The sequence below is a fragment of the Egicoccus sp. AB-alg6-2 genome, from assembly GCF_041821025.1.
In the GTDB taxonomy this organism is placed as follows: domain Bacteria; phylum Actinomycetota; class Nitriliruptoria; order Nitriliruptorales; family Nitriliruptoraceae; genus Egicoccus.
This window is the reverse complement of sequence record NZ_JBGUAY010000003.1, coordinates 129470-154878: the sequence shown is the minus strand read 5'-3', so window position 1 is coordinate 154878 and position 25409 is coordinate 129470. Positions and strand designations below refer to the sequence as shown.

Sequence of the window (25409 nt, the reverse complement as noted above, 5' to 3'; positions counted from 1 at the left end):
ACGCTACGGTGAGCGCCATCGCTTCCCCTCCCGAATGACGGTGTGTCCTCGTGAACGACGGACCGATCGGCGTCTTCGACAGCGGGCTGGGCGGGCTGACGGTGCTGCAGGCGCTGGCCGACCTGCTGCCCGCCGAGGACCTGGTCTACTTCGGCGACACGGCGCGTTATCCCTACGGCGACCGCCGCGCCGACGAACTCCGCCGATTCAGCGACCAGATCGCGGACCTGCTCGTCGACGAGGGGGCCAAGATGCTGGTGGTGGCGTGCAACTCGGCGACCGCGGCCGCGCTGACGCATCTGCGCGAGCGTCTGGCCATCCCGGTGATCGGCGTCGTCGAGCCGGGACTGCGGGCCGCCGCCAAGGCGTCCCGCAGCCGACGGACGGTGGTCATCGGCACCCGGATGACGGCGAGGAGCCGCATCTACGAGGACACGGCCGAGCGGCTCAAACTCGACCTGCAGCTCGAGGTACTTGCCTGCCCCGGGTTCGTCGAGCTCGTCGAGGAAGGGAGGACCGACACCCCCGAGGCGGTCGAGGTGGTCCACGACCGCCTGGCGCCGCTGCTGACGGCACGCACGGACACGCTCGTGCTCGGTTGCACGCACTACCCGCTGTTGTCGCGCGCGATCGGCGAGGTCGTCGGCCGCCACGTGACGCTCGTCTCGAGCGCCGACGAGACCGCCTTCGAGGTCCGCGACCTGCTCGAGCGCATGGGGTGGTTGCGGGCGGCCGACCGGCCGGGCCGCCGCGTGTTCATCACCTCGGGGCGCGCTGACCGGTTCGCGGAACTCGGGCGCCGCTTCCTCGGCCACCGCCTCCACGAGGTCCGTGCGCACGCCTGGGAGACGTCGGAGGAAGCGAAGCGGGGCGCCGGTCAGCGAGCGGTCGGCGCCTCGTAGGCCCGTGCGAGCAGGCGGTCGCGCGCCGGCTCCTCGGTGATGGCGACCACGGTCCGCGCCATGGCCAACGCGCCATCGCGCACGGCCCGGTCGGCCGACGGTGCCACGCAGGCCGCGGTGAACTCGGGCTGGTGGTTGACCGCACCTCGCGCGTCGATGCCCAGCATCGGGTGGATGGAGGGCATCGCCAGCGACACGTTGGCCATGTCGGTGGAGCCGGCCAGCGCGGTGTCGTCCGCGCCGGGTGCGGGGAAGGTGCGGCCGATGGCCTCGGCTTCGGTGGTGTAGAGCCGGCACAGTTCCTCGTCGGCGAGGAACTCGGAGTACGCCGGTCCGGGCTCGTCGAAACTGACCGTGGCGCCGGTCGCCACCGCTCCGGCCTCGAAACAGCGTTGCACCCGCGGATACAGGTCCGCGAGCTCGGTGAGCGAGCGCGACCGGACGTACCAGGTGCCGGCGGTGCGCTCGGGAACGATGTTCGGCGCGTCACCGCCGTCGGTGACGATGCCGTGGATACGGTCCGTGGGCCGGATGTGCTGGCGCAGCAGACCGATACCGACCTGCGCGACGGTGAGGGCGTCGGCGGCGTTGATGCCCAGCTGCGGGTAGGCCGAGGCGTGCGCGGACCGGCCGCGGTAGCGGACCTCGAAGTGCTGCACCGCGAGGCAGGTCATCTGGGCCGCCTCGAACGGGGCGGGGTGCACCATCATCGCGGCGTTGAGTCCGTCGAACGCGCCGCCCTCCATCATCAGGATCTTTCCGCCCCCACCTTCTTCGGCAGGTGTTCCCAGCACCACGACCTCGATCCCGAGGTCGTCGGCGACCTCGGCCAGGGCCAGCCCGGCCCCGACGGCGGCGCTGGCGATGACGTTGTGTCCGCAGGCGTGACCGATGCCGGGCAGCGCGTCGTACTCGGCACAGATGCCGATCCTGAGCGGACCGGACCCGGCCCGGGCGACGACGGCGGTGTCGAGGCCCGCGACCCCGTGCTGGACGTCGAAACCGCCGTTCGCGAGGGCTTCGGCCACCCGTCGCGAGGAACGGTGCTCCTCGAAGCCGATCTCGGCGTCGCCGTGCACGGCGTGGGAGAGGCCGACCAGCTGGTCACGGCGTGCGTCGGTCGCGGTGGCGAGGCGTTGGCGCAGGTCCACGTGCTGCTCCTCCGGCGGGATGACGGATCGACCCGCGCGACGGCCGAGCCGGCGGGGGTAGGGTCGTCGAACCTAGGCCACCCTCCCGGAGGTTCGCGCCCCCCGATGCGTCCTCGTGGTCGCACCGCCCTGGTCGCGCTGGCCTGCGCGACGGCGTTGCTCGGCTGTGCCGACGGTGGACCGTCGGAACGGCAGACGTCGGCGCCGGTTGGCCCCGAGACCGACTCCCCGCCGTCGACCGGCGACGAGCCGGGGGCTGCGCCGTCGGAGGGCGATCCGCCCGACGCCGCGACGACCGGGCTGTTGGACGTGTCGGGGCGTTCCCTGGACGGTGGCCGGATCGACCTCGCCGCCGCCCACGGCGACCAGGTGGCCCTGTGGATGTGGGCCCCCTGGTGAACGCCGTGCAACCGGGAAGCCCCCGCGGTCGCGGAGGCACTGCAGACCTACGGCGAGCAGATCCAGCTCGTCGGCGTCGCCGCGCACGACGACGACGAGGCGATGCAGGACTTCCTCGTCCGGCACGGGCTCGAGCAGATGCCGACCCTGGTCGACGACGACGGCTCGCTGTGGTCGCACTTCGGGGTCCGGGTCCAGCCGGCCTGGCTGTTCGTGGGCGCCGACGGCGAGGTGGAGCGCGTGCTGGGTGAGCTTTCGCGCGACCAGCTGTTCGACCGTCTCGACCGGCTCGTGAGCGACCGGGCCGGGGGCAGCGGGTGATCCGTGTGGTCGCCTTCGACCTGATGGACACCGTGGTGCGTGACCCGTACCGCGATGCCCTGCGCGCCGCGACGGGACTGTCGCTGGACGAACTCTTCGCCCGCCGACCCCCGCACGTCTATCCGGCGCTCGAGCGCGATGAACTGGCCGAGGACGACTACTGGGCCGCCTTCGCCGACCATGGCATCGACGTCGACCCGGATGCGTTCCACCGGGCGCGGCTCGCCGGGACCAGCTGGCTCGACGGGATGGCCGAGCTGCTCGACGGGCTGGCGGGCGTCGTGGTGCGCGCCACGGCGAGCAACTACCCGCGTTGGGTCGACGAGCTGGCGCGGACGCTGCTGGCCGGACGGTTCGACCGCGTCATCGCCTCATGTCATCTCGGTGCCCGGAAACCGGACGCGAGGTTCTATCGCGCCCTGTTGGACGAACTCGCGTGCGCGCCCCACGAGGTGCTCTTCGTCGACGACCGCGAGGAGAACGTCACGGGCGCGCGCGAGCTCGGCATCGCCGGCCACCGCTTCCGAGACGCCGCGGGCGTACGCGCCTTCCTGGCCGAGCACGGTGTGTCGGTCCGCGACTCCGGCCGGGGCGCGAAGGGATAGCGCTCGTTGTGCGGCACGGAGCCGGTGTCGGAACGGGCACGACTCGTGTTCAGCGTCCGATGGCGTGCACGATCGCGGCCGGCAGGGCCGCAGGGGCATCGGGGAGCAGCTCGATGCCGCGCAGCTCGCCGGTGGCCAGCCACCACAGCAGCACGGCTCGTTCCCAGTCGCTGGGCAGCGCCGCCGCCCAGTCGCGTGCTCGGGCACCGTCGTCTGCGTGCCCGGCGCACCAGCCGTCATCCTCCAGTTCCAGGCCGCAGCCACGACACACGGCCTGCCAGGGGACCGGCCCGCACAGGGGCAACAGCCTCGGCGCGTTCCCGCAGCGGTCGCAGTCGCCGGCCTCGACCGCCGCCGGACCGACCTCGGTCTCCGTCAGCCACGGTGCGAACGCCAGCAGGGCGCGGCGCAGCGCGGGTCGGTCGACGTCCTCGGAGAAGATCACGTGCAGCTCCCGGCGTTCGCGTCCCCGGGACGGTCGGCCGGCGTCGTCGGCGGCGTCGACGCGGGTCAGGTGCGCATGACCGCCGTGCCGGCGAAGGTGTCGTGGACACCACGGTTGTGCGCGTTCGAGGAGATCGTGACCATGATCACGACGAAGGCGACGAAGCTGAGCAGGCCGCCGAACCAGGGGATCAACCCGAACAGCATCCACACGTTGCGCTTCGCCGCGACGTCGGTCGCCGGTGCCGCGCCGTTGGCGTCGATCACCTTCAGGTTGAGCAGTTGCTTGCCGAGGGTGGCGCCCCGGTTGGACTCGAAGAAGACGAAGTAGCCGAACCACAACAGCGAGATGACGGCACTGCCGACCCACGTCTGGCGGTCCATGCCGAGCCCGCCGAAGCCGATGATCCAGAGCAGGATGTTGGCGGGCACGGCCACGATCAGGACGTCCAGGAGGCGTGCGCCGATTCGTGCGCCGAGCCCAGCCGTGCCGGTGAACACCGACCCGTGCGGGGTGCCTGGAGGCGGGACGGAGTGGTCGGTCATGCTGGCTCCAGTGAGAGCGGACGCGAGCACGATAGGCGTGGATACCGACCGATGTGGCCAGCTGCGTAGGATCTTCGCCGACGAGTCGACCGACGACAGGGCCGGACAGCATGGCAGACCACCGCATCGCGATCCTCGGGGGCGACGGCATCGGCCCCGAGGTCGTCGCCGAGGGCCTGAAGGTTCTCGACCGGCTCGAGGCGCTCGAGGACTTCCGTACCGAGCGGGTCGACTACGACCTCGGTGGGCGTCGCTACCTCGAGACCGGCGAGGTGCTCGACGACGAGACCCTGGACGAGCTGCGGCGCTTCGACGCCATCTACCTCGGCGCGGTCGGCACCCCCGACGTCCCGCCCGGCGTCATCGAACGCGGGCTGCTGCTCAAGCTGCGCTTCGCCTTCGACCAGTACGTCAACCACCGGCCGGTCAAGCTCTACCCCGGTGTCACCACCCCCATCGCCGGCCTGACGCCCGAACGTTGTGATTTCGTCGTCATCCGCGAGAACACCGAATCGGTCTACGCGGGCGCCGGCGGCAGGTTGTACGCAGGTACCGACCACGAGGTCGCCACGCAGGAGTCGGTCAACACCTACCACGGTGTCGAGCGGGTGCTGCGCTACAGCTTCGAGGAGGCCAGGCGCCGTCGCGGCCACCTCACGCTGGTGCACAAGACCAATGTGCTCGTGCATGCGGGGGCGCTGTGGATGGAGACGTTCGAACGGCTCGGCGACGACGAGTTCGCCGACGTGACCCGCGACTACGTCCACGTCGACGCGGCGTGCCTGTACTTCGTGACCCAGCCCGAACGGTTCGACGTGGTGGTGACCGAGAACCTCTTCGGCGACATCATCACCGACCTCGGCGCCGCCGTGCAGGGCGGGATGGGATTGGCCGCGTCGGGAAACCTCGACCCCACACGGCGGGCACCGTCGATGTTCGAGCCGGTGCACGGCTCGGCGCCCGACATCGCGGGCACGGGCCGGGCGGACCCCGTCGCGGCGGTCATGAGCCTCGGACAGATGCTCGCCTTCCTGGGCGAGGACGCCGCGGCGGCGCGGGTGGACGCCGCCGTCGGTGCGCTGCTGTCCGAACGCGGGGACGAGCGCCCGGACGGTTCGGCATACTCGACCGGCGACGTGGGGGACCGGCTGGTGGAGCTGGTCGCGTCGTGACGGTCGCGTGACACCCTCGAGGAGCACCAGGACGTCACCCACCCCGGGAGGAGAGCAGGCCGATGCCGTTTCCGAAGTCCGACAAGATCTGGATGGATGGCGCCTTCGTCGACTGGGACGAAGCCACGGTCCACGTCCTCACGCCGACGATCCACTACGGCTACGGCGTCTTCGAGGGCATCCGCGCCTATCCCACCGACGCCGGGCCGGCCGTCTTCCAACTGCGTCCCCACCTCGCCCGCCTGCTGAAGTCGGCGAAGATCTACCCGCCGCTCGACACCATCCCGTACTCGGTCGACGACCTGTGCGAGGTCGTGTGTGAACTGATCCGCGTCAACGGCCACGAGGGCGGCTGCTACATCCGTCCGACGATCATCCTCGGCTACGGCGAGATCGGCCTCAACCCGTTGCCGTCCAAGCCTCAGACCATCGTCGCGACCTGGGAGTGGGGCGCGTACCTGGGTGAGGACAGCGCCGTCAACGGCGTCCGGGTGGGCATCAGCTCCTACCGTCGCATCGGCAAGAACACCATCCCGCCCGCCGGCAAGGCCAACGGCCAGTACCTCAATTCCTCGCTGGCCAAGGTCGAGGCGCTACGTGCGGGCTACGACGAGGCCATCATGCTGTCCGAGGACGGCTACGTCGCGGAGGGCACGGGCGAGAACCTTTTCGTCGTGCGCGACGGGATGGTGCTGACCCCGCCCCTGTCCGACGGCCCACTGGGTGGTATCACCCGTTCCAGCGTGATGACGATCGCCCGCGACCTCGACATCGAGGTGCACGAGACCAGCCTCGTGCGGACCGACCTCTACCTGGCGGACGAGATCTTCCTCACGGGGACGGCGGCCGAGCTCACGCCCGTCCGCGAGGTCGACGGTCGCGTGATCGGTCCCCGGGGGCCGGTCACCGAACGCATCCAGTCCACCTTCGTCGACGCCATCCACGGGCGCATCGACGCCTACAAGGACTGGCTCACCGTCGTCGACTGAAGCGCTCGGTCGCGACCTGCCGCTGGTGCGAGGGAAGGACCCCACGTTGCCGTCGATGCGCGCGCAGCTCGTCAAACGCGGCCTGGTGACCTCGGTCCGGCTGCTGCGCTCGCGAAGCGGGGGCGTGCCCGACCCCGCCGGCCCGGTCGAGGAACTCGAGGCCTACGCGCTGCGTCTGCGGGAGCAGATGGAGCAGCTGGGAAACCGCATCCGCCTGCCGCGGACGGCCTCCTGGGAGGCCTGTGAGATGCCCGGCGTCCTCGGGGAGTGGGTACGTGACGAGCGGGCAGGCGACACCGACCGGGTCGTCTTCCACGTGCACGGCGGCGCCTACGCGATGGGGTCCCCACGCAGCCACCGGGGGCTCGGCGCGTCGCTGTCACGCACGGCCCGGGCTCCGGTCCTGCTGCCCGAATACCGGCTCGCGCCCGAGCACGTGTACCCGGCGGCGTTCGACGACGTGCTCACGGCCTGGCGCTGGCTCACCGAGGAACACGGCGCGCCCGCGCACCGCGTCGCCATCAGCGGGGACTCCGCCGGCGGTGGCCTCGCGCTCGGCCTGCTGGTGCACCTGCGCGACCGCGGGCAGCCCCTGCCGGGGTGCTACGTGGGCATGTCGCCTTGGACCGACCTCGCCGGGACCGGCGCGTCGATGCAGGAGCTCGACGGGGTCGACCCCTGGCTGACCACGCGGCTGGTCGAGCCGGCGGCGCGGGCGTACGTGGGTGAGCTCGAACTCGACGACCCGCGCGTCTCGCCGTTGTACGCCGACCTCTCCGGACTGCCGCCGATGCTGGTGCACGTCGGCAGTGACGAGATCCTCCGTGACGACGCACGGCGCCTGGTCGAGCGTGCGCGTGCCGCGGGCGTCGACGCGTCGCTCGGCGAGTTCGACGGGCTGTGGCACGTCTTCCACGCCTTCCCCGGCTTTCCCGAGTCCCGTCAGGCACTGCGCGAGGTCGGGGCCTTCATGCGACGCCACACCACCGGTGACGGCTGATCGCCACCCGCCTCCCGCAGCGAAATGAGGCTCGCCATGGACCGCGACGACGGCTAGCGTGGGTCGGCTCGCCTGCTCCCAGGAGGCCGACGTGGCCAGCGACGTGACCATCGGGCGCATCGACGCCGACGAGTTCGCCGACTTCCGACGCGTGTTCACGCAGACCTTCGGTTTCAGCATGTCCGAGGAGGACCTGGCACGGATCCGCCCGTGGCAGGAGCTCGATCGGGCCGTGGCGGCCCGGGTGGACGGCCGGATCGTCGGGACGTCGGGGGCCTACAGCTTCGACCTGTCGATGCCCGGTGCGGACCCGGCCCGGTGCGCCGGGGTGACGGTCGTCAGCGTCCGTGCCGACCAGCGGCGCCGCGGGGTCCTGACCAGGATGATGGCCCAGTTGTTCGACGACGCCGACGAGCGCGACGAGCCGTTCGCTGCCCTGTGGGCCTCCGAGGCACCGATCTACGGCCGCTTCGGGTTCGGGCCGGCAGCGCCGGGGATCAGCCTCGAGATCGAACGGGCGACCGCCGGACTTCGCACGCCCGTCGACGTCGGCGCGGTCCGCCTGGTCGACCGTGCCACCGCCGCAGCGGCGTTTCCCCCGATCTACGAGGCCGCTCGCCGGCAACGACCCGGCATGCTCGGCTTCGCCGACACGTGGTGGGAACGGTTGCTCGACGACGATCCGAGCCACCGTGACGGTGCCGGTGAGAAGCGCTACGCGCTGCTCGACGACCGTGGCTTCGCCATCTACCGGCTCAAGGAGGGTTCCTGGGACGGCGGCCTGCCGAACGGGACCGTGCACGTGCAGGAACTGATCGCCAACGACCCTGACGCGACCGCCACGATGTGGCAGTTCGTGCTCGACACCGATCTCAGCGCGACCACCCGTGCCGGCCGCCGCCCCGTCGACGACCCGCTGCCCCTGCTGCTGCAGGACGCCGGCCGCGCCAAGGTCCGCGCCGACTGGCCCCTGTACGTCGCGCTCGTCGACGTCCCCGCCGCACTGTCGGCACGCGGTTACGCGGTGGACGGCGCGGTCACGCTGCGCGTCCACGACCGCTTCCGCGGCTCCAACGACGGGACCTGGCGCCTCCAGGTCGCCGAGGGCAAGGCCACCTGCGAACCCTTCACCGGCGAGGCCGAGATCGAACTCGACAGCGAGGTGCTCGCGGCACTCGTCCTCGGCGGCCAACGCGCGACCCGCTATGCGGCCGCGGGCCGGCTCACCGCCGCACGACCCGACGGCGCCGCGCGCCTCGACCGTCTCTTCGCGACCGACGTGGCGCCGTGGACCGGCGTCATGTTCTAGTCCGATCCGCCCCCGATCGTCCCGGCCGTTTCACGGCCCCCGTCGTCCCGGAACCGCCCATGTCCTCCCTCGAACTGCAGCAGATCGCGCTCGATGACGCGCTTCCCTTCGCGAGATCGGTCTCGCGCAACTTCTACGAGGACGAGTCCGACGAGGAACTCGACCACTGGGTCAGGCTGATCCAGGAACCCGAGCTCGACTTCCGCGGCTGGGTCGTGCGCGACGGTGAGCAACTCGTCGCCAACTACGGCATCTACTCCATGGACGTCTCCACGCCCGGTGGCGGCCGCATGCCGATGGCCGGCGTGACCGCGGTCGGCGTCGCGCAGACCCACCGGCGCCGCGGCCTGTTGAACCGCATGATGGTCGCGGGCCTGGACGACGCCGCCGAACGGGGCGAGCCGGTCGCGATGCTCTACGCGTCCGAGTCGATCATCTACGGCCGGTACGGCTTCGGGGTCGTCGCGCCGACGGTCGGCTACCACATCGATCGCAGCGTGACGTTCCGCGACCCCGTCGACACCTCGATCGTCGTCCCGGCGGCGCCGGAACAGGCCCTCGCCGAATGGCCTTCCATCCTCGAGTCGGTCCGCGACCGGCGGCCGGGCTGTGCGACCCGCAGTCCCGAATGGTGGCGACGCACCCTCGTCAAGGATCCGGAGTCGTGGCGCGACGGCGCCAGTGCCCGTCGCCTCGTGCACGTCCCCGGACGTGGCTACGCCAGCTTCCGCGTCAAGGACGGCGCCTGGAAGGACAACCTTCCGGACGGGACGGTCCGCCTCGGCGAACTCGTCGCGGCCGATGCCGAGGCCGAGGCCGCCCTCTGGCAGTTCGTGTGCGACATCGACCTCACCAGTGCGGTCGCCGCGTCGCTGCGCCCGCCGGACTGTCCTCTCCCCGAGCTGGTCACCGACCGGCTGCGCCTGCGCACCAAGGCGTGGTACCCGCTGTATGCGCGCCTCCTCGACGTCCAGAAGGCCTTCGAGGGCCGCACCTACGCGGCCACGGCGGCGATCGTGCTCGACGTCGGCGACCCGACGCGCGACCAGTCGGGCACCTGGCTGCTCGACGCATCGCCCGATGGCGTGTCGATGACCCGCACCGACCGCGACGCCGACCTGTCGTTGCCGATCGACGCGCTCGCCTCGGTCTGGCTCGGCGGTGTCAGGGCCGTGCAGCTCGCCGGTGCCCGCCGCCTGGTCGAACGGCGGGCCGGCGCCGCCGCCGAACTCGACCGCCTCGTCGCGACCGACCTCGCCCCCTGGAACCCCTTCGAGTTCTAATTCTCCTGCCGACGGTTCCTCGGCGACGGGGCCGGGCGACGTTCGGCTGGCCGGAACCGAACCGTCACCGTCGGGGATGCGCGTTACGGTGCGACGACAGCTTCCGAGGAGCACGCACATGTCGAACGTGTACAAGAAGATCGAACTGGTCGGTTCCAGCCGCGAGGGTGTCGACGACGCCATCCGGCGCGCCATCTCCAAGGCGGCCGAGACGATCCACCACCTCGACTGGTTCGAGGTCAAGGAGATCCGGGGCTGGATCCAGGACGGCGACGTCCAGCACACCCAGGTGACGCTGCAGGTCGGCTTCCGCATCGAGGACGCCCCCGCCGGCTGAACCGCGACGGGAGTCGACAGCGGTGCGAAGCGGGCGGTACGGTCGCCACTCGCACGTCACCATGAGGGAGTCGACGATGCGTCCGACCGCTGCACCGCAGGGGCATGTCCCCTCCGTCGTGCCCGCCGGTCGTCGCTTCGTCATCGAGATTGCACCGCTCCCGTAGCCGGTGTGCACCGGGCTGCGGGAGCGGCCCGGCTCGCCTGGTCCTCCCGTCGTCCGGTCGCCACGTGCCGACCAGCGCCGCGTAGGAGGACGACCGATCGTGACCAGCGCCACCCACCACAGCCCCCTGCCCGAACCAGGGCCGGGCCTGGACCTGTACGACACCACGCTGCGCGACGGGACCCAGCGCGAGGGCGTGAGCCTGTCCGTGGACGACAAGCTGCGCGTCGCCCGCCGCATGGACGAGCTCGGCGTCGCCTACATCGAGGGTGGCTGGCCGGGCGCCAACCCCAAGGACACCGAGTTCTTCGCCCGCGCGGCGGACGGTGAGCTCGCGCTCGGGTCCGCGACGCTGGTCGCCTTCGGCATGACGCGTGGCCCTGGACGCGCGGCCGAAGCCGACCCCCTGCTGCAGGCGCTGGTGGACGCCCGCACCGAGGTGGTGTGCCTGGTCGGCAAGTCGTGGGGCTACCACGTCGACGAGGCGCTGGGCGTGCCGCGTCACGAGAACCTCGACATGGTGACCGACTCCATCCGCCACCTGACCGGGCTCGGCAAGCGGGTCTTCTTCGACGCCGAGCACTTCTTCGACGGATTCGGGCGCGACAACGCCTACGCCCGCGAGGTCGCCGCCGCGGCCGCCGAAGCCGGGGCCGAGTGCGTGGTGTTGTGCGACACCAACGGTGGCGCGATGCCCTGGGACGTGGCCGAGATCGTGGGCGGGCTGGTGCGCGACCTGCCGAGCCAGGTCGGCCTGCACTTCCACGACGACGGCGGATGTGCGGTCGCCAACACCCTGCTGGGTGTCGAGGCGGGCGCCACCCACGTGCAGGGGACGGCGAACGGGCTGGGGGAGCGGTGCGGGAACGCGAACCTGTTCACGATCCTCGCCGACCTGCAGCTCAAGCGCGGCCTCGAACTCGTCGCACCCGACCGGCTCGAGCGCCTGACCGAGATCAGCCACACGGTCGCGGAGCTGTGCAACCAGAACACCCCGTCGATCGCGCCCTACGTCGGTCACACCGCCTTCAGCCACAAGGCGGGGCTGCACGCCTCGGCACTCGCCAAGGCCCCCGACATGTACCAGCACATCGAGCCCGAGGACGTCGGCAACCGGCAGCGGCTCGTGGTCAGCGAGCTCGCCGGGCGCTCCAACATCCTGCTCAAGGCAAAGGAGCTCGGAGTCGACATCGACGACGACCAGGCGCGTGCGGTGCTCGCCGAGGTGAAGCGGCGTGAGGCGGAGGGCTGGACCTACGAGGCAGCCGATGCCTCGTTCGAGTTGTTGCTGCGCCGCACCACCGGTTCGCTGCCGCCCACGTCGGAGCCGTTCCGGTCGCAGCACTACCGGGTGAGTGTTGCGGGCGGTTCCGCCGACCTCGCCGGTGCGCAGGGGCCGGCCGAGGCGATCCTGGCCGTCGACGTCGGCGGGCAACGTCGCCTGGGAGCCGGCGAGGGCAACGGACCGGTCGACGCGCTCGACCACGCCTTCCGCAACGCCGTCAACGGCACCTGGCCGCAACTCGACCGGGTGCACCTGTCCGACTACAAGGTGCGGGTCCTCGAGGCCTCGGCCGGCACCGATGCCGTGACGCGGGTGCTCGTGACGTCGACCGACGGGGTCGACGTGTGGGACACCGTCGGGGTCCACCCCAACGTGGTCGAGGCGTCGTGGCTCGCGCTCGCCGATGCGTACACCCACGCGATCCTGCGGGTCGACTGGCACCCCCAACCGGCCCGCTAGCGTCGCCATCCACGCCCGACCAGGAGCCTCCTCCGTGCCCCGCATCGTCCGCTTCGTCCACGCCCAGACCGGCCCCAACCCGCGCTACGGCGTGCTCGAGGACGACGGGCACGTGTCGGTGATCGAGCCCCACCCGTTCACGAGGTTCAAGCCGACGGGCGAGCGGGCGCCGCTCGAGGGCCTGCAACTGCTGGCGCCGGTCATCCCGTCCAAGGTCATCTGCGCCGGGAAGAACTACCGCGACCACGCCGCCGAGATGGGCGGAGACGTGCCTGACGAGCCGTTGCTGTTCCTCAAGCCGTCGTCGTCGGTCATCGGGCCCGGCGAGCCGATCCGCGTCCCGACCGACATGACCGACGAGGTCCACCACGAGGGCGAGCTCGCCGTCGTCATCGGGGCGTTGATGCAGCGCGTCACGCCGGAACAGGCCCTGCAGGGCGTGCTCGGCTACACGATCGCCAACGACGTCACGGCCCGCGATCTCCAGCAGCGCGAGAGCCAGTGGTTCCGCGGCAAGGCGTTCGACAGCTTCTGCCCGCTGGGACCGGCCATCGCGACGGACCTCGACCCCACGGACGTGCGCATCCGCTGTTACGTCGATGACGAGCTGCGACAGGACGGCACGACCGCCGACCTCGTGTTCGGCATCGCCGAGCTGATCAGCGTCGCCTCGCAGGTGACGACGCTGCTGCCGAGCGACGTGATCCTGACCGGGACGCCGGCCGGTGTCGGCCCGATGCGGGCCGGCCAGCGGGTCCGCGTGGAGATCGACGGCATCGGCGTGCTGGACAACCCGCTGGTCGACCGGCAGGCCGCGCCGGCGAACGGGCACGAGCCGGCTTAGTTCGCGGCCGCGATCGCGACGTTGAGTGCGGTGGCGTACAGCAGCCAGCCGAGGTAGGGCAGCAGCAGCAGGGCCGCGAGGCGGCTTCGGCGCCAGAACGCGACCAGGGTCGCGACCACGAGGGCGTCGAGGACGACGATCACCGCAACGGCGGGCCAGAACCAGGCCAGGCCGAAGAAGACGCCCGGCCAGACGGCGTTCACCACCAGCTGGGCGCCCCACAGCGACAGTTCCCGGCCCGCGTCGCCGGCGCGCCCTGCCTGGCGCCACACCAGCCACGCCGCCACACCGATCAGCAGGTACAGGATCGGCCACACGATGCCGAACGCCTCGGACGGCGGTGCCCACGTCGGCCGGTCGAGGGCGAGGTAGCGCGAGCCGACGTCGCTGCCCTGCAGGAGGCTGCCGATGCCGCCGGCCAGGGCACTTCCGGCGACGAAGACCAGCAGCGCGAGCGTCTGCCGGCCAGCACCGTCGGTGCGTGTCGCGGTTCGGGCGTCACTGGTCACGGTCGTCGCCCTTCGAAGATTCTCGGCGGTATCCACCGCCAGGGTGGAGGGAGCCGCGCGACCATGCTGCCGGCTGCGGGCCGTTCGTCCCCGTCCCCGGCCGGTCGCGGCTTCAGTGGGCGGCGGACCGGCCGACCGGCATCCCACCTGAGCCCCGGAGGGGCCAAACGTGAAGCAGTTCGCCTGCGGGGACGCCGTCCCCGGATGTCAGTCCGCGTTCGTCGGTGCCGACGAGAACGCCGTTCTCGCCCAGGTCGCCGCGCACGCCCGCGCCGACCACGGGCTCGCCGAGATTCCCGAAACGCTGGTGCAGCAGGTCCTCGACCGGATCCTGGCGGTCTGACGGCGCTCCGTCAGCCGGTCTTCTCGACGGCCGGCTGACGTGTGTCGCCGGCAAGGTGTTCCAGCATCCGCGACACGCGCACGATCCCGATCGCGGTGCCTCGCCCGTCGGTCATGACCACCGGGTCGCTCCAGGCGCCGGCGACGCGGGTCACGGCCCGCTGCGCCACGCCCCGGACGCTCTCGGTGATCTTGGCCAGCAGCAGGCCCGGCTCCCGTCCGCGGCCGGTCAGCAGCAGTGCCGCGGGTCGACGGAACCCGTCGATCTCCAGCGCGATGTCACGATCGAACACCAGCACATCCCCGACCCGCTGCGTCGGGCGCTCCAGGAGCGTGGCCATGTCGGCGGTCTCGACCTGCAGCGCGATCCGGTCCAGGATCGCGCGCACGATCGACATCGGGATCTCGCCGGTGAACTCCTGCGCGGGCCGGCCCAGGAGGTAGCCCTGGCCGAGCGGCACACCGATCGACACCAGCTCGTCGAGTTCACCGAGGGTTTCGACGCCCTCGCCGAGCAGCCAGGCGTCGATCCCGTCGGTGATCTCGCCGAGCGCCCGGAGCAACACCCGGCGGGCCGGGTCGAGGTCGAGGTCCTGGACTAGGCTGCGGTCGAGTTTGACCAGGTCGGGGCGCAGGCGCAGGAGCGCCTGGAGGCCGGCGTAGCCCGAGCCCACGTCGTCGATGGCGGTCCGTGCCCCGGCCGAGCGCAACGGCTCGAGTCCGCGCAGGACCTCCGTGGGGTCGTCGATCGCCGCATGCTCGGTCAACTCCAGAACGACCCGGTCGAGTCGGCCGGCGTCGAGCAGTACCGCCCGGACGTCGGGATCGGTGACGTGCAGCGGCTCGAGGTTGAGCGCGAGGAAGGTGTCCGCTGGGAGTTCGGGCAGCAGGCGCAGCGCCTGCTCCAGCACGGCCCGGGTCAGGGCGGAACCCATACCGAGGCGCTCGGCTGCGGCGAACCAGACGTCGGGGGTCGCGGCGGGCGGGCCAAGGAAACGCGCCAGCACCTCGTGGCCCACCACCGTGCCTCGACGCAGGTCCACGATCGGCTGCAGGGCCATGCCCGGCGGCCGGCGGTCCGACACCGTGGCCGCAAGCGCGAGGCGCCAGTCGTGGTCGGTGACGCTCACGCAGGCTCCGGTTCGGGTGCTCGGTGCGGCAGGCGGGTGGCGCCGGTCCTGTCGGCGACGTCGGCCGCGGCTTGAGGGCTCGCCGTGGTTCGCGGCCGCACCGCCGCACGTGGAAGGATGGCGACACCCAGCGTCGACAAGGAGCGCCCGTGACCATCCCGAACGTCCTGGCGGCCCGCTACGCCGCGCCGGCCATGCGGGAGCTGTGGTCGCCGGCGGGCAAGGTCGTGCTGGAGCGCCAGTTGTGGATCGCCGTCCTGCGGGCGCAGCGCGAGCTCGGTGTCGACGTGCCGGACGGGGTGATCGAGGCCTACGAGGCCGTCGTGCACGACGTCGACCTGGAGGCGATCGCCGCCCGCGAGCGCGTCACGCGTCACGACGTCAAGGCACGCATCGAGGAATTCTGCGCCCTTGCTGGCCACGAGCACGTCCACAAGGGGATGACGTCGAGGGATCTGACCGAGAACGTCGAACAGCTGCAGGTCCGTCGCTCCCTGGAGCTCGTTCGGGACCGTTGTGTCGCCACGCTCGGCTTGCTGGCGGACCGGGCGGCCGAGCACACGGCACTGGTGATGGCCGGTCGCAGCCACAACGTCGCCGCGCAGGCGACGACGCTCGGCAAGCGTTTCGCCAACGCCGGCGAGGAGTTGCTGCAAGCGACCAGGCGCATCGAGGAACTGCTCGCGCGCTACCCCTTGCGCGGCATCAAGGGCCCGGTCGGGACCCAGCAGGACATGCTCGACCTGCTCGGTGACACCTACCGGCTCGACGACCTCGAGGCTCGTGTCCGGAGCCACCTCGGGTTCACGGCCGGCCTCGACAACGTCGGACAGGTGTATCCGCGCTCGCTCGATCTCGACGTGGTCGCCGCGCTGGTGCAGGTGGCGTCCGGGCCGTCGAGTCTGGCGACCACGATCCGGCTCATGGCCGGCCAGGAGTTGGCGACCGAGGGGTTCCAGCCCGGCCAGGTCGGCTCGTCGGCGATGCCGCACAAGATGAACGCACGCTCGTGCGAGCGGGTCAACGGCCTGAAGGTGATCCTCGACGGCCACCTCGTCATGGTCGCCGGCCTCGCCGGCGCCCAGTGGAACGAGGGCGACGTGTCCGACTCCGTGGTCCGTCGCGTGGCGCTGCCCGACGCCTTCTTCGCCGTCGACGGCCTGTTCGAGACCTTCCTGACCGTCCTGGTGGAGTTCGGTGCCTACCCGGCCGTCGTGGAACGTGAACTCACCCGGTACCTGCCGTTCCTGGCCACCACGAAGGTGCTGGTGGCGGCGATCCGGGCCGGGGTCGGACGCGAGGCGGCGCACGAGGCGATCAAGGAGCACGCGGTCGCCGCCGCATTGGCGATGCGCGAGGACGGGCGCGCCGACAACGACCTCGTCGAGCGCCTCGCCGACGACCCGCGGCTTCCGCTCGATCGGTCGGAGCTCGACGCGCTGCTCGCCGACCGGCTCGGGTTCGTCGGCGCTGCCGGGCAACAGGTCGCACGGTTCGTCGACGCCGTCGCCGAGGTGACGGCGCGCCACCCCGACGCCGCGACCTACCGGCCCGGTGCCATCATCTGAGGCGGCGTCAGCACATCGCCGTCCGCGCCGTGGTGTGCCGCACCCACCGCTCGAGCAGTTCGGTCACCTCGTGGTACAGCCCGATGTCCAGCGGGCGCGCCAGGCCGCGGATGACCGAGCCGGGCGTCGCGTCGGGGTCCAGTTGCGCCGTCACCAGCAGTTCGGTGCCGTGCTCGTGCGTGCGCAACCGCGCCTCCACGAGCCACGACTCGCGGCCCGCGGTCACGGCGAGCGCGAGCAACCGCTCGGGCACGGCGTCGAGCACGCGGATGTCGTAGGTCGACAACCGCCGGTCGTGACGCCGGCTGACCACCACGCGGGCGCCCGGGTGCAGGTCGCCGCGGCCCTCGACGTCGACGAGGTCGAGGTCGTGGTCCTCGACCACGAGACGGTCCACGTCCACGAGGCGGCGCCATACGGCGGAGGGCTCGACGGCAAGGTCGCTGCCGACGGTCACGGTCGTCATCGCGTCTCCTTCCCCGTGGGTCGGCGAGGTGTTGCCGACCGTAGGCAGCCGCGGCCGGCCGCAGCAGAGGACAAGGTCCCGGACTGACCGCCCTACCATCGCGCCCGCAACGTCCCGTGTCGTCTTCCGCCTCGAGGCCATCCGCCGTGTCGTCCACCTCCGCCCCCCGCGTGCGCTTCTGTCCGGCCCCGTCCGGGTGGCTGCACGTCGGCAGCGTCCGCGCCGCGCTCTACAACTACCTCCACGCCCGCCATCACGGTGGCACGTTCGTGTTCCGGATCGAGGACACGGATGCATCGCGGGCGACCGAGGAGTCGATGCGCTCCATGATGGAGGCGATGGCCTGGATCGGGCTCGACTGGGACGAGGGCCCCGAGCCCCAGGGCGACGGGTTCGCATCCCGTGGCGCCTACGGTCCGTACCGCCAGTCCGAGCGGACCGCGTTGTACGCCGCGGTGGCACGACGGCTCGAGGCGTACGGCGCGACCTACCGCGACCACCGTACGGCCGAGGACCTCGAAGCCTGGCGCGAGGCGCAACGCGCGGGTCAGGGCGACGGCCCGCCGGTGGTGAAGGCGTCGACGTTCGAGCACACCGAGCAGGAGCTGGAACGCTTCGCCGCCGAAGGCCGTCCCGCCTCGCTCCGGCTGCGCACCCCAGAGTCCGGTCGCGTGGCCGTGCACGACCTCGTGCGCGGTGAGGTGGGGTGGGACTGGACGCAGATCTCCGACCCGGTCATCGCCCGCTCCGACGGCAGCGCGACGTACCCCCTGGCCAACTCGGTCGACGACCTCGCGCAGGGCATCTCGTTGATCTGTCGCGGCGAGGACCTGCTGTCGGTCACGCCCCGTCAGGTCCTGCTGCACGAGCTGTTGACCACCGACGACGGGGCGGGCTCGACCATCCTCGACGCCGCGCTGGCGGAGGTCGGCCTGCCCGCCCGCGAGCCGTCCTGGGGCCCGCCGGAGGCGTTCGCGCACCTGCCCATGGTGGTCGGCATGGACCGCAAGAAGCTGTCCAAGCGCCACGGGTCGGTGTCGATCCAGGAGTTCGCGCGCCAGGGGTTCCTGCCCGAGACGTTGCGCAACTACCTCGCGCTGCTCGGCTGGTCGACCGGCGACGGCCGCGAGCGGCTGACCGACGCCGAGATGATCGCCGAGTTCGACCTCAGCGGGGTCGGACGTTCCGCTGCGGCCTTCGACGTGGACAAGCTCACCGCGTTCAACGGCGAGCGCATCCGCGAGCTGCCGGTCGGGGAACTCGCACGGCGGCTGGTGCCGTTCCTCGACGGGACCTACGGCGAGGACGTGCTGGTGGCCACCCCGCCCACCGACGAGCAGCTGGCCGTTCTGACCGGCCTGGTGCCCCTGGTGCAGGAGCGGATGCAGCGCCTCGACGAGGTGCAGCGGTATGCGCCCGCGTTCCTGCGCGACGCGGTCGACTTCGACGCCGACAGCGTCGCCAAGGTCTTCGGCAAGGCCGGTTCGGTCGAGGCGATCGAGGCGGCCCAGCGCGTCCTGGCCGACGCCGACTGGGATCTCGGCGCCATCGAGGCGGCCCTGCGGGGGCTGCCCGAGGAGCTCGGCATCGGGTTCGGGAAGGTGGCGCAGCCGATCCGCGTGGCGGTCACGGGGTCGTCGGTCAGCCCACCGCTGTTCGAGTCGATCGAACTGCTCGGTCGCGAGCGGACGCTCGACCGCCTGTCGGCCGCGCTTCCCGTCGCCCGGCAGGCCCGCGAGGAGCGCTGACCCCCGGCGCGCACGCTTTGCGACATCGTGACGCGCCGCGTACCCTTCGCGCCGCGCACCGACCACGGCGGCCGAGCGTCGACACCGGAACCAGGACCGGGCCACGACGACGCGAGGACGTGACCGCCAACGCCGGTGCCGAACCCTTTCGGGGGTGGTGTAATCGGTAACACGGCTGGTTCTGGTCCAGTTATTGAGGGTTCGAGTCCTTCCCCCCGAGCTGGTCGAGTGCGCGCGCGAGCGCGGGTTCGACCCCGGAGACCGACTTCGGTTAGTCTCCGCCCGCCTCGCACCGTCGAGGCAGCAGCAAGTCCTACGCCCCCGTCGTCTAGCGGCCTAGGACGCCGCCCTCTCAAGGCGGTAACGGCGGTTCAAATCCGCTCGGGGGTACGCGATTTGCAACGCATGAAATGAGGGTCGGCCATCCGGTCGGCCCTCATTTCATTTCCTCACCGGGTCGAAGCAGGTCTGGGGCGTAGCGGCGGAGGATCGCCACGGCGAACGTGACCTTGTCTCGATGCGTTGACCGCGGGGATGCCCGGTACTCCACAACTCGAGGTTCTCGATCCGGTTGTCGGTCCGGACACCGTTGATGTGGTGCACCACCTCGTCGTCCCGCAGCGGCCTTCCGAGATGACGAGCCATCACCAGGCGATGCTCGAGGACGGATGCGAGGCCGGGCGCCAACCACTGCTCCTCGGACCCGATCTGCACCTTCCAGTAGCCATGGCTGAGTGAGCCTTCGCCGGTCACGATGCGGATCGGGCGGTCGGGCCGGGCGTCGCCGGTGTCGAGCAGCCGCCGGTAGTGGGTGTTGCAGAGCCTGCGTGCGTATCGCTGGCGGTCGCAGCCGTCCACCTCGCACGGACCGGCTCGACGGACCGGCACCTGCGCCCGAACGTCTCCGCTGTTGCGCCACCGCTGATAGTGCGCATGGCACCAGCCACGCGACTTGGCCTGCCGGTCGCAGCCGTCGACGGCGCACGCCTCAGGTCGTTCGCCGCGGATCGGGCTACCGCTGCGCAACCACCGCTTGTAGTGCATCCCGCACCAGCCGCGGGCGTACACCTGCTTGCTGCAGTCGTCTTCCTTGCAGATCACCTTCTGGTCCTGACCCGCCCCCGCGAGCCCTCGTTCGAAGTCGCACCGAGGCTGCCAGAAGCCTGTGACACGTTGCGCCTGGGTCCCCGCCGCCAGACACGTTCAGACGTGGCGGGGGGAGTCAGCAAGAGCTGGCGAAGCGGTCGAGGGCGGTGAGGATCGCGTCGTCCATGCCCTCGCCGGTCCCGTGCCCCGCGCCGCCGAGCACCACCAGCTCGCTGCCGGGCCACGCCCGATGCAGCCGCCACGCGTTGTCCATCGGCGCGGTCAGGTCGAGCCGTCCCTGGATCAGCACCGCGGGTGTCCCCGCCAGGCTCGGCACCCGCGCGAGCACCTCGCCGTCGTCGAGGAACAGCCGGTGGCGGAAGTAGTGGACGACCAGGCGGGCGAAGGCCAACCGGAAGCGCGGGTCGAGGTAGCGGGGATCGGCCGGCTGATCGTGAGCCATCGCGACGATCGCGTCCTCCCAGTCGCACCACCGTCGCGCCGCCGGCGTGTGCACCGCCGGATCGGGGTCGGTCAACAACCGGTGATAGCCCGCGACGACGTCGTCGTCGCGCGAACCGGGAGGAAGTCCGGCCCGCAACCGCTCCCAGGCCTCCGGGAAGAACCTGGCGACGCCACCGGCGACCCAGGCGACCTCGTCGTGTCGCCCGGTCGTGATGGCCAGCAGCACCGCCGCACTGACCCGCTCGGGGTGTTCGACGGCGTAGGTGAGGCTCAGCGTCGATCCCCACGAGCCGCCGAACAGCAGCCACCGGTCGATGTCAAGGTGCTCCCGGACGCGCTCGAAGTCCGCCACGAGGTGAGCGGTCGTGTTCGTGTCGAGGTCGACCAGCGGCTCGCTGGCGTGGGGGCGGCTGCGACCACACCCGCGCTGGTCGACCAGCACCACGCGGTAGCGCGCGGGGTCGAAGAAGCGGCGCAGTCCCGGCGTGCAGCCCGATCCCGGTCCACCGTGGACCACCAGCGCCGGTCGCCCCCGGGGATTGCCGCAGACCTCGTAGTGGACGCGGTGACCGTCGCCCACGTCGAGCAGGCCCGCGTCGTACGGCTCGATGGCGGGATAACGGGTCACAACCGGCCGGACTCGATGATGCGCTGCAGGAACTGGCGCGTGCGGGGATGTTCGGGGTCGGCGAACAGCTGGTCGGGCGGCGAGATCTCGCAGATCCTGCCCTCGTCGAGGAAGGCGACCCGGTCGGCGACGTCGCGGGCGAATCCCATCTCGTGGGTGACGATCAACATCGTCATGCCGCGCTCCTTCAAGTCGCGGATGACGGCCAGCACCCCACCGATCAGTTCAGGATCGAGCGCCGCCGTCACCTCGTCGAGCAGCAGCACGTCCGGCTCGGTCGCCATGGCCCGCACGATCGCGACACGTTGCTGCTGACCTCCCGAGAGCCGGTCGGGGTAGCTGTCGGCGAACTCGGCCATGCCGAACAGCTGCAGCAGTCCGCGGGCGCGGTCCTCGGCCTGACGGCGTCGCTGATGGTGCACCTTGCGGGGAGCCAGGGTGACGTTGTCCAGCACGCTCAGGTGCGGGAACAGGTTGTAGGACTGGAACACGATCCCGACCCGTTTGCGCAGTTCCCGCTCGGCCAGGTCGCCGCTCTCCAGCGCCACCCCGTCCAGGCGGATCGTGCCGTGGTCGTACTCGACCAGCCGGGCCACGCACCGAAGCAGCGTCGACTTGCCGGATCCGGAGGCGCCGATCAGACACACCACCTCGTGATCGGCGACGGCGAGGTCGACCTGGTCGAGCACCAGCGTGTCGCCGTAGTACTTGGTGAGGCGTTCGACCTCGACGCGTGGTCGCATCAGAACGCCCTCTGCAGCCGGCGCAGCTGGTCCCGGCGGGTGTACCAGTCGGTGAACCGCGCGAGCGGGACGCTCGCCAGCAGGAACAGCAACGCCGCGACGACGTAGCTCGAGTAATTGAACGTTCCGGCGGTGTAGATCTGTGCCTCGCGGACGGCCTCGCGCGCACCGATGACGCTGAGCAGGACGACGTCCTTCTGCAGGGACACCGCCCCGTTGAGCAGCGCCGGCGTGACGTTGCGGACCGCCTGCGGAACGACGGCGTAGCGCAGGGACTGCCATTGCGACAGCCCGAGCGCCTTCGCGGCCGCGCGTTGGCTGTCGTGGACGGCGATCATCCCCGACCGGTACACCTCGGCGGTGTAGGCCGAGTAGCTCAGGATGAGCGCGACCGTGCCCCACAACAGGCTGCTGCGACCGAGCCCGGGGAGTTGCAGGGCGGGGATCCCGAAGCCGAACAGCAGGATCAGCAGCAGGGACGGCACGCCGCGCAGCAGGTCGATGAAGACCACGGCGCCGATCCGGAGCGGTGCCGCGACGGGTCCGGTCAGCGACCGGGCCACGGCGACGAGGAGCGCCAGGACCAGGATCGCGACCTGCCCGATCGCGAAGATGCGCATGTTGAGCCAGAACCCCCGCAGTACCTGGGGGAACGACGCACGCATCTGTTCGGGGCCGAAGAAGGTGGCCTGGATGCGCGGCCACTGCGGCGACGACGCCACGAACACCGCGAGCAACCCGAACACGAGCGCCGTGCTGACCGCGGCGATCAGCAGGGGGCGAACCTGCTGGCCGGTCGGCACACGGTGCCGCGCCGGCGGGGGTGCCGGCGCGGCAGGGCGTTGCGGGATCACTCCGAGATGGTGGGGATGTCGCCGCCCCCGGCCAGCCACTCCTCGGCCAGCGCGTCGAGCGTTCCGTCGGCGCGCAACGATTCGAGCGCCTCGTCCACGCAGGGGACCAGCGGGCTTCCCTCCTCGAACAGCAGTCCGAGTCCGTCGTCCATCGGTTCACCCGGCAGGATGCCGGCGATGACCGAGTCCTCGACCTGCACCGCCGTGACGAACAGCGCGCCCGGCAACCCGAAGACCGTGGCGTCGATCTGCCCGCCTTGCAGTGCCTGGAACAGGCCGGCCTGGTCGTCGTAGACCGCGACGTCGTCGACGCCGATGACGTCCTCGATGTAGGCGAGGTCCGTGGTGCCGACCACGGCGCCGAACCGGACGTCCTGCAGTTCGTCGAGCGAGGTGGCGGACGCGGCGGGGCTGTCGCTGAGCGCGACGAGCGACTTGTCCACCTCGTAGTAGGGCACCGAGAAGTCGACGACCTGTTCGCGTTCCTCGGTGATGGAGTACTGCTGGATGTTGAAGTCGTAGTCCTTCTCGCCCGGACCGATCGCCTCGTCGAACCCGGTGCGCACCCAGCTCACCTGGTCCTCGGCGAAGCCGAGTTCCTCGGCCAGCGCATAGACCACCGCGCTCTCGAAACCTTCGCCGCTGGCGGGGTCGTCGTCCATCATCCATGGCGGGAACACCGGCTCGCCGGTCGCCACGGTGAGCTGCCCCTGCTGGAACAGGTCAGGGCTGTCCGGCCCGCAGGCGGTCGCCTGCCCATCGGCGTCGTCCGTCGCGTCGTCCGTCGCGTCGTCGGTCGTGCCGCCCGTCGCGTCGTCGGTCGCACCGGTCGTCGGCTCGTCGACGGTGGTGCTGTCGGTGGTGTCGCCGCCGCACGCGCTGGCGACGAGTGCGAGCGCTGCCAGGCCGGCAGCCGTCCTGCGCACGTTCACTTGCGTCCTCCTCGTCGTCCGGTCGCACACGGCGGTCACGGGAGGATCCGCCCGGCGTCCGAGATGGCAGACGGTAGCTGGGGCGGGGCGAACCGCAGCGCCTGAAACGGAAGAACGTGCCGAACCGTGCATCGGCGCCCGGGCAGCCTCAGTCGATCGGCGGCGGCACCTCACCGGCGTGCAATGCCCGTGCGGTCGCGACGGTGTCGGCGTCGCGAGGGTCCTTGTCGGGGCGGTAGCCGCGGACACGGGCGAAGCGCATCGCGAGCCCCGCGGGGTAGCGCGGCGATCGGACGAGCCCGTCGAGGGCGATCTCGACCACCAGTTCCGGCCGCACGTGGACGACGTGCCCCTCGCGATGCGTCTCCCTGGCGAGCAGCTGCTCGGTCTGCCAGGCCAGGACCGAGTCCGTGAGCCCCTTGAACGTCTTGCCGAGCATCACGAACACGTCGCGGTCGGGGTCGTACGCGCCCAGGTGCAGGTTGGACAGCCAACCGCGTCGGCGTCCCGATCCCCACTCGGCCGCGAGCACGACGAGATCCAGCGTGTGGACCGGCTTCACCTTGCGCCACGCCGCCCCGCGACGTCCGGCCTCGTACGCCGCGTCGAGGTCCTTGACCATGACACCTTCGTGGCCGGCGGCCAGCGTGCCCCGGAGGAACTCGTGGGCCTCCGCCGGGTCCGCGGTACGCAGTTGGTCGATCCGCAGCGACGCGGGAACCACGTCCGCCAGCTCCGCCAGCCGCTCGCGCAGGGGGAGGTCGATCAGGTCGCGACCGTCGACGTGGAGCAGGTCGAAGAAGCGCACCTGCAGGCGCATCTCGTCGGCGGGACGCTCGGGGGCGACCTCGGTCCCGAAGCGCTGCATGGTGTCCTGGAACGCGTGCGGTCGACCCTCGTCGTCCAGGGCGAGCACCTCGCCGTCCAACACCACCCTTGTCGCCGCCAGTGCTCGCGCGGCCTCGACGACCTCGGGGACGCGGTGGGTGACCTCCAGGAGGTTGCGCGTGAACGCGTGCACCGCGTCGCCGTTGCGGTGGACCTGGACCCGTGCGCCGTCGAGCTTGGCGTCGACGACCACCTCGCCGAGGTCGGCCATCGCGTCCGCGACCGTGGCGGCGGTCTGGGCGAGCATGGGCTGCAACGGCGTGCCGAGCTCGAGCCGGAACGTCTCGAGGCCGGCGGCGCCTTCGGTCAGCGCGGCCACGGCCGTGCGCCGGAGATCTCCGGTGAGCATCGCGGCGCGTCGCACGGCGGCTTCCGGCAGCTCCGCCGCCGTGGCGACCGCCTGGGTCAGCAGCCCGGACAGGGCGCCCTGACGCAGTTCGCGCACGACGAGCCGACGCAAAAATTCCTGCTCCTGCGGGGTCGCTCGCGCCAACAGATCGGCCAACAGCTGCAGGCGGCGGCTGCGGGACCCGGTTCCTGCCTCGACGTCGGCGATGGCCTGCAGGGTCGCGTCGACCTCGCCAACGGTCAGGGTCGCGTCGTCGGCGGGTTCCGCGTCGATGCCGAACACGCCGGAGGGGCCGAGGTCGAGGCGTTCCTGGCGCGGTTCGCCGGACAGAAAGGCCACCCCCGCCTCCAGCTCGTCCCGATCCAGCGCCCGCAACGCGGTCACCAGTGCGGCGTTCTTCGCCTTCCGGCTCCGTGTGGCGGCGACCTCGGCGGACACCGCCACCAGCTCCGACAGCAGCACACGCACCCTCCGCTCGGCGACCTCCGAG

The 25409-nt window shown here is 71.4% G+C and carries 26 protein-coding genes, 2 tRNA genes and 1 pseudogene; 17 read left to right on the top strand and 12 right to left on the bottom strand.

What is annotated here, in order from left to right; translation table 11 throughout:
• Window positions 1-50 precede the first annotated feature (50 nt).
• Window positions 51-902 (top strand): glutamate racemase, encoded by an 852-nt coding sequence (gene murI, locus ACERMF_RS05630; protein WP_373668051.1) that lies wholly within the window; start codon window positions 51-53, stop codon window positions 900-902.
• Here the strand turns inward: murI and ACERMF_RS05625 are convergent.
• Window positions 878-2053: a M20 family metallopeptidase gene (locus ACERMF_RS05625; protein ID WP_373668050.1), complete on the bottom strand. Its 1176-nt coding sequence runs from the start codon at window positions 2051-2053 to the stop codon at window positions 878-880. The two genes, murI and ACERMF_RS05625, sit on opposite strands and share 25 nt — an antisense overlap.
• Window positions 2054-2158: 105 nt before the next feature.
• On the opposite strand from ACERMF_RS05625, the gene ACERMF_RS05620 reads away from it, so the two are divergent.
• The 3 genes and pseudogenes from ACERMF_RS05620 to ACERMF_RS05610 all read left to right on the top strand — a co-directional run bounded on the left by ACERMF_RS05620 (window position 2159) and on the right by ACERMF_RS05610 (window position 3378).
• The gene (locus ACERMF_RS05620) at window positions 2159-2452 is read left to right on the top strand and encodes a hypothetical protein (protein ID WP_373668049.1); all 294 of its coding nucleotides are present in this window, start codon (window positions 2159-2161) and stop codon (window positions 2450-2452) included.
• A gap of 15 nt (window positions 2453-2467) precedes the next feature.
• Window positions 2468-2773 (top strand): annotated as a pseudogene (locus tag ACERMF_RS05615) (TlpA family protein disulfide reductase); the annotation flags it as partial.
• A complete protein-coding gene (locus ACERMF_RS05610; RefSeq protein ID WP_373668048.1) occupies window positions 2770-3378 on the top strand; it encodes an HAD-IA family hydrolase in 609 nt (202 codons plus the stop codon). The pseudogene ACERMF_RS05615 and the gene ACERMF_RS05610, both read left to right, overlap by 4 nt.
• A gap of 49 nt (window positions 3379-3427) precedes the next feature.
• On the opposite strand, the gene ACERMF_RS05605 is transcribed toward ACERMF_RS05610, so the two are convergent.
• Window positions 3428-3823 (bottom strand): hypothetical protein, encoded by a 396-nt coding sequence (locus ACERMF_RS05605; protein ID WP_373668047.1) that lies wholly within the window; start codon window positions 3821-3823, stop codon window positions 3428-3430.
• A gap of 65 nt (window positions 3824-3888) precedes the next feature.
• Window positions 3889-4368: an RDD family protein gene (locus ACERMF_RS05600; protein ID WP_373668046.1), complete on the bottom strand. Its 480-nt coding sequence runs from the start codon at window positions 4366-4368 to the stop codon at window positions 3889-3891.
• A 110-nt stretch (window positions 4369-4478) separates the two neighbouring features.
• On the opposite strand from ACERMF_RS05600, the gene ACERMF_RS05595 reads away from it, so the two are divergent.
• The 8 genes from ACERMF_RS05595 to ACERMF_RS05560 all read left to right on the top strand — a co-directional run bounded on the left by ACERMF_RS05595 (window position 4479) and on the right by ACERMF_RS05560 (window position 13211).
• On the top strand, window positions 4479-5540 hold the full coding sequence (locus ACERMF_RS05595) for a 3-isopropylmalate dehydrogenase (protein WP_373668045.1): 1062 nt from the start codon (window positions 4479-4481) through the stop codon (window positions 5538-5540).
• Window positions 5541-5602: 62 nt separating this feature from the next.
• Complete coding sequence (locus tag ACERMF_RS05590) at window positions 5603-6529, top strand: branched-chain amino acid transaminase (protein WP_373668044.1); 927 nt, start codon at window positions 5603-5605, stop codon at window positions 6527-6529.
• A 55-nt stretch (window positions 6530-6584) separates the two neighbouring features.
• A complete protein-coding gene (locus ACERMF_RS05585) occupies window positions 6585-7529 on the top strand; it encodes an alpha/beta hydrolase (RefSeq protein ID WP_373668377.1) in 945 nt (314 codons plus the stop codon).
• A 91-nt stretch (window positions 7530-7620) separates the two neighbouring features.
• Complete coding sequence (locus tag ACERMF_RS05580) at window positions 7621-8838, top strand: GNAT family N-acetyltransferase (RefSeq protein ID WP_373668043.1); 1218 nt, start codon at window positions 7621-7623, stop codon at window positions 8836-8838.
• A gap of 59 nt (window positions 8839-8897) precedes the next feature.
• Window positions 8898-10121, top strand: coding sequence for a GNAT family N-acetyltransferase (locus tag ACERMF_RS05575; RefSeq protein WP_373668042.1), 1224 nt, complete (start codon window positions 8898-8900; stop codon window positions 10119-10121).
• A 118-nt stretch (window positions 10122-10239) separates the two neighbouring features.
• Window positions 10240-10458: a dodecin gene (locus ACERMF_RS05570; protein WP_373668041.1), complete on the top strand. Its 219-nt coding sequence runs from the start codon at window positions 10240-10242 to the stop codon at window positions 10456-10458.
• 265 nt (window positions 10459-10723) lie between these two features.
• A complete protein-coding gene (gene cimA / locus ACERMF_RS05565) occupies window positions 10724-12367 on the top strand; it encodes a citramalate synthase (RefSeq protein WP_373668040.1) in 1644 nt (547 codons plus the stop codon).
• Between the two features lie 34 nt (window positions 12368-12401).
• Window positions 12402-13211: a fumarylacetoacetate hydrolase family protein gene (locus tag ACERMF_RS05560; protein WP_373668039.1), complete on the top strand. Its 810-nt coding sequence runs from the start codon at window positions 12402-12404 to the stop codon at window positions 13209-13211.
• Here the strand turns inward: ACERMF_RS05560 and ACERMF_RS05555 are convergent.
• Window positions 13208-13720: a TspO/MBR family protein gene (locus tag ACERMF_RS05555; protein ID WP_373668038.1), complete on the bottom strand. Its 513-nt coding sequence runs from the start codon at window positions 13718-13720 to the stop codon at window positions 13208-13210. The two genes, ACERMF_RS05560 and ACERMF_RS05555, sit on opposite strands and share 4 nt — an antisense overlap.
• Before the next feature lie 169 nt (window positions 13721-13889).
• Here ACERMF_RS05555 and ACERMF_RS05550 point away from each other — a divergent pair, with 169 nt between their 5' ends.
• The gene (locus ACERMF_RS05550; RefSeq protein ID WP_373668037.1) at window positions 13890-14063 is read left to right on the top strand and encodes a DUF1059 domain-containing protein; all 174 of its coding nucleotides are present in this window, start codon (window positions 13890-13892) and stop codon (window positions 14061-14063) included.
• A gap of 10 nt (window positions 14064-14073) precedes the next feature.
• Here the strand turns inward: ACERMF_RS05550 and ACERMF_RS05545 are convergent, their stop codons facing one another.
• Complete coding sequence (locus ACERMF_RS05545) at window positions 14074-15192, bottom strand: EAL domain-containing protein (protein WP_373668036.1); 1119 nt, start codon at window positions 15190-15192, stop codon at window positions 14074-14076.
• A gap of 149 nt (window positions 15193-15341) precedes the next feature.
• Here ACERMF_RS05545 and purB point away from each other — a divergent pair, with 149 nt between their 5' ends.
• A complete protein-coding gene (gene purB, locus ACERMF_RS05540; RefSeq protein WP_373668035.1) occupies window positions 15342-16760 on the top strand; it encodes an adenylosuccinate lyase in 1419 nt (472 codons plus the stop codon).
• A 7-nt stretch (window positions 16761-16767) separates the two neighbouring features.
• Here purB and ACERMF_RS05535 read toward each other — a convergent pair whose 3' ends face one another.
• Complete coding sequence (locus ACERMF_RS05535; protein ID WP_373668034.1) at window positions 16768-17226, bottom strand: hypothetical protein; 459 nt, start codon at window positions 17224-17226, stop codon at window positions 16768-16770.
• Between the two features lie 146 nt (window positions 17227-17372).
• Between ACERMF_RS05535 and ACERMF_RS05530 the strand changes: the two genes are divergently transcribed.
• From ACERMF_RS05530 to ACERMF_RS05520, 3 genes are all read left to right on the top strand, one after another.
• Entirely contained in the window at window positions 17373-18974 is a 1602-nt protein-coding gene (locus ACERMF_RS05530) for a glutamate--tRNA ligase (protein ID WP_373668033.1), read from the top strand.
• Window positions 18975-19122: 148 nt separating this feature from the next.
• Window positions 19123-19194 (top strand) — tRNA-Gln (locus tag ACERMF_RS05525).
• A 97-nt stretch (window positions 19195-19291) separates the two neighbouring features.
• Window positions 19292-19364, top strand: a tRNA-Glu gene (locus ACERMF_RS05520).
• Window positions 19365-19415: 51 nt separating this feature from the next.
• Here the strand turns inward: ACERMF_RS05520 and ACERMF_RS05515 are convergent.
• The 6 genes from ACERMF_RS05515 to ACERMF_RS05490 form a co-directional block, all read right to left on the bottom strand.
• Window positions 19416-20075 carry an HNH endonuclease signature motif containing protein gene (locus tag ACERMF_RS05515; RefSeq protein WP_373668032.1) on the bottom strand — a complete coding sequence of 220 codons (660 nt, stop codon included), beginning with the start codon at window positions 20073-20075 and terminating at the stop codon, window positions 19416-19418.
• Between the two features lie 121 nt (window positions 20076-20196).
• Window positions 20197-21153, bottom strand: a complete 957-nt coding sequence (gene pip / locus ACERMF_RS05510) for a prolyl aminopeptidase (protein WP_373668031.1) — start codon at window positions 21151-21153, stop codon at window positions 20197-20199.
• Window positions 21150-21896, bottom strand: a complete 747-nt coding sequence (locus tag ACERMF_RS05505; protein WP_373668030.1) for an amino acid ABC transporter ATP-binding protein — start codon at window positions 21894-21896, stop codon at window positions 21150-21152. Before ACERMF_RS05505 ends, pip begins: the two co-directional genes overlap by 4 nt.
• Window positions 21896-22699: an ABC transporter permease subunit gene (locus tag ACERMF_RS05500; RefSeq protein WP_373668029.1), complete on the bottom strand. Its 804-nt coding sequence runs from the start codon at window positions 22697-22699 to the stop codon at window positions 21896-21898. Before ACERMF_RS05500 ends, ACERMF_RS05505 begins: the two co-directional genes overlap by 1 nt.
• A gap of 47 nt (window positions 22700-22746) precedes the next feature.
• Entirely contained in the window at window positions 22747-23682 is a 936-nt protein-coding gene (locus ACERMF_RS05495; protein ID WP_373668028.1) for an ABC transporter substrate-binding protein, read from the bottom strand.
• A 148-nt stretch (window positions 23683-23830) separates the two neighbouring features.
• Window positions 23831-25381: an ATP-dependent DNA ligase gene (locus ACERMF_RS05490; protein WP_373668026.1), complete on the bottom strand. Its 1551-nt coding sequence runs from the start codon at window positions 25379-25381 to the stop codon at window positions 23831-23833.
• Window positions 25382-25409 lie beyond the last annotated feature (28 nt).

Coding starts and splice junctions, on each gene's coding strand:
- ACERMF_RS05620 (WP_373668049.1), top strand. CDS start 2,159: ATGCGTCCTCGTGGTCGCACCGCCCTGGTCGCGCTGGCCTGCGCGACG.
- ACERMF_RS05600 (WP_373668046.1), bottom strand. CDS start 4,368: ATGACCGACCACTCCGTCCCGCCTCCAGGCACCCCGCACGGGTCGGTG.
- ACERMF_RS05595 (WP_373668045.1), top strand. CDS start 4,479: ATGGCAGACCACCGCATCGCGATCCTCGGGGGCGACGGCATCGGCCCC.
- ACERMF_RS05590 (WP_373668044.1), top strand. CDS start 5,603: ATGCCGTTTCCGAAGTCCGACAAGATCTGGATGGATGGCGCCTTCGTC.
- ACERMF_RS05585 (WP_373668377.1), top strand. CDS start 6,585: ATGCGCGCGCAGCTCGTCAAACGCGGCCTGGTGACCTCGGTCCGGCTG.
- ACERMF_RS05575 (WP_373668042.1), top strand. CDS start 8,898: ATGTCCTCCCTCGAACTGCAGCAGATCGCGCTCGATGACGCGCTTCCC.
- ACERMF_RS05570 (WP_373668041.1), top strand. CDS start 10,240: ATGTCGAACGTGTACAAGAAGATCGAACTGGTCGGTTCCAGCCGCGAG.
- ACERMF_RS05535 (WP_373668034.1), bottom strand. CDS start 17,226: ATGACGACCGTGACCGTCGGCAGCGACCTTGCCGTCGAGCCCTCCGCC.
- ACERMF_RS05505 (WP_373668030.1), bottom strand. CDS start 21,896: ATGCGACCACGCGTCGAGGTCGAACGCCTCACCAAGTACTACGGCGAC.